Raw genomic sequence first — 2,444 nt, 5'->3', positions numbered from 1 at the left:
TGCCAGCTGGCACCGCGCCTCCCGTTCCGCACACGCGTCCGTGACGGACGCGTCGGTCGCTAGGCGCGACCGCGGATGCTCCTGAGCAGCCAGCCGATGACGGCCAGCAGGATGAGGACGATCCCGACCCACAGCAGGAACTTCAGGGCACCGACGAAGATGCCGCTGAAGAGCAGGACGAGGCCGACGATGATCGCGATGATCAGCAGAGCGGGCATGTGAGGGCTCCTTCCGTGTACCTGGACGATCCCTGTACTTCGCAGAACGTACCCGGAATCAGCCGACGAGGTTCTGCACGAACACGTGCGGGGTCAAACCGGTGAGGTCGTTGATCCCCTCGCCCTGGCCGATGAGCTTGATCGGGATGCCCGTCTTCTCCTGCACGCTCAGCACGAAACCGGCCTTCGCCGAGCCGTCGAGCTTCGTGATCACGAGCCCGGTGACGCCGGCGCCCTCGATGAAGGCCTGCGCCTGCGCGAGTCCGTTCTGGCCGGTCGTGGCGTCGAGGACGAGCAGGACCTCGGCGATCTCGGTCTGCTTCTCGACCACGCGCTTGATCTTGGTCAGCTCGTCCATCAGCCCGGCCTTGGTGTGCAGCCGACCGGCGGTGTCGATGACGACGATCTCGGTGCCGTCGCGCATCGCCTTCTCGACGGTCTGGTAGGCGACGGACGCCGGGTCCTGCCCGGGCTGCGCCGGTCGGACGACCTCGACACCCGCGCGTTCCGCCCACGTCGCCACCTGCTCGACCGCGGCCGCGCGGAACGTGTCCGCCGCACCGACGACCACCGAGCGGTCGTACGTCTTGAGGAACTTCGCGAACTTGCCGATCGTGGTGGTCTTGCCGACGCCGTTCACCCCGACGACGAGCACGACCGCCGGCCGGTTGCTGAGCTTCAGCGTGGTGTCGAGTTTCGACAGCCGTTCCTCGAGGACCTCGCGCAGCATGCGCTGGAGGTCGGCCGGGTCGGTCGTGCCGTAGCGGTCGACGCGCGCGTGGAGGTCCTCGATGACCTCGTCGGCGATGTCCGGACCGAAGTCCGCGCCGATGAGCGCCGTCTCGAGGTCCTCCCACGTGGTCTCGTCGATCGTCTTGCGCTGGAACAGCCCGCGCAGCCGGGAGGACAGTGACCAGGAACTCGCCATGTTCCCAGCTTAGAGCGCGGCGGATGTGCGCTGTGCCCGGTACGATCGGTCTCACGAAGGGGAGTATTCCTCCTCGGTGACCCCGTCAGTACGGTCCGGAACGATCCGGACCCGGGGCGCCGGCTCACGGACCATCACACGGACCGTCGGGCGGAAGAGACCTTCAGGCCTCGGCGTACCCAGTCCCGGTTGCGCCCTCGACCTGAAGGAAACCCGTGGACGTCCCACTCTTCGTCTGGCTCCTCACCATCGCAGGCATCCTCGGCCTGCTGGTGTTCGACTTCTTCTCGCACGTGCGAACGCCGCATGTCCCGCACATCAAGGAATCCGCGTTCTGGTCGGCGTTCTACGTCGGGCTCGCGATCCTGTTCGGCGTCGGCATCCTCGTCTTCGGCGGCGGGCAGGCCGGCGGCGAGTACTTCGCCGGGTGGTTGACCGAGAAGGCGCTCTCGGTCGACAACCTGTTCGTGTTCCTCATCATCATGTCGAGCTTCGCCGTGCCGAAGGAGTACCAGCAGAAGGTCCTGCTGGTCGGCGTCGCGATCGCCCTCGTGGCCCGCGGTGTCTTCATCGCCCTCGGCGTCACGATCATCGAGAACTTCTCGTGGGTGTTCTACCTGTTCGGCGCGCTGCTGTTCTGGCTCGCCTGGTCCCAGGCACGGAGCGGCAACGACCACGGCGGTGACGAGGGCGACTCTCGTCTCATCCGGACGCTCCGGAAGATCATCCCGACCACCGAGGACTACCACGGCGACAAGCTGACGGCGCGCGTCGACGGCAAGCGCCTCTTCACGCCGATGCTCCTCGTGATGGTCGCGATCGGCCTCACCGACGTGCTCTTCGCGCTCGACTCGATCCCCGCGATCTTCGGTCTGACGCAGGACGCCTTCATCGTGTTCACCGCGAACGCGTTCTCGCTGCTCGGACTCCGCCAGCTCTACTTCCTCATCGCCGGGCTGCTCGAACGCCTCATCTACCTCGGCCAGGGTCTGGCGGTCATCCTCGGGTTCATCGGCGTCAAGCTCGTCTTCCACGCGATGCACGTCAACGAGCTGCCGTTCATCAACGGCGGCGAGCACATCGAGTGGGCTCCGGAGATCCCGATCTGGTTCTCGCTGGGCTTCATCATGCTGACGATCGCGGTCGCCACGGTGGCGTCGCTCGTCGTGTCCAAGCGCCGGCAGGACCGCGGGCTCACCCCGACGGGCGAGCCGAAGCAGCCCGTCGAGGCCGACGCGAAGTAGTCGTCACCACCTGACGGACGGGAGGCGCGATGCCGGCGGGCACCGCGCCTCCCG

The 2,444-nt window shown here is 66.9% G+C and carries 3 protein-coding genes; 1 reads left to right on the top strand and 2 read right to left on the bottom strand.

What is annotated here, in order from left to right; all coding sequences use genetic code 11:
• Positions 1-59: 59 nt before the first annotated feature.
• Both Q7F20_RS18385 and ftsY read right to left on the bottom strand, forming a co-directional pair.
• Positions 60-218 (bottom strand): DUF4175 domain-containing protein, encoded by a 159-nt coding sequence (locus Q7F20_RS18385; RefSeq protein ID WP_137767577.1) that lies wholly within the window; start codon positions 216-218, stop codon positions 60-62.
• Positions 219-276: 58 nt separating this feature from the next.
• Positions 277-1,146: a signal recognition particle-docking protein FtsY gene (gene ftsY, locus Q7F20_RS18380; RefSeq protein WP_305741499.1), complete on the bottom strand. Its 870-nt coding sequence runs from the start codon at positions 1,144-1,146 to the stop codon at positions 277-279.
• A 215-nt stretch (positions 1,147-1,361) separates the two neighbouring features.
• Here ftsY and Q7F20_RS18375 point away from each other — a divergent pair, with 215 nt between their 5' ends.
• On the top strand, positions 1,362-2,390 hold the full coding sequence (locus Q7F20_RS18375; protein WP_305741498.1) for a TerC family protein: 1,029 nt from the start codon (positions 1,362-1,364) through the stop codon (positions 2,388-2,390).
• Positions 2,391-2,444: the final 54 nt, after the last annotated feature.

The organism is Curtobacterium sp. A7_M15 (genome assembly GCF_030705415.1).
GTDB lineage: Bacteria > Actinomycetota > Actinomycetes > Actinomycetales > Microbacteriaceae > Curtobacterium.
The sequence above is the reverse complement of the archived record's forward strand: the minus strand, read 5'-3'. Positions and strand labels throughout refer to the sequence as shown.

What these genes read in the sequence shown, in the direction of transcription:
- Q7F20_RS18385 (WP_137767577.1), bottom strand. Translation starts at nt 218, where the DNA reads ATGCCCGCTCTGCTGATCATCGCGATCATCGTCGGCCTCGTCCTGCTC.
- ftsY (WP_305741499.1), bottom strand. Translation starts at nt 1,146, where the DNA reads ATGGCGAGTTCCTGGTCACTGTCCTCCCGGCTGCGCGGGCTGTTCCAG.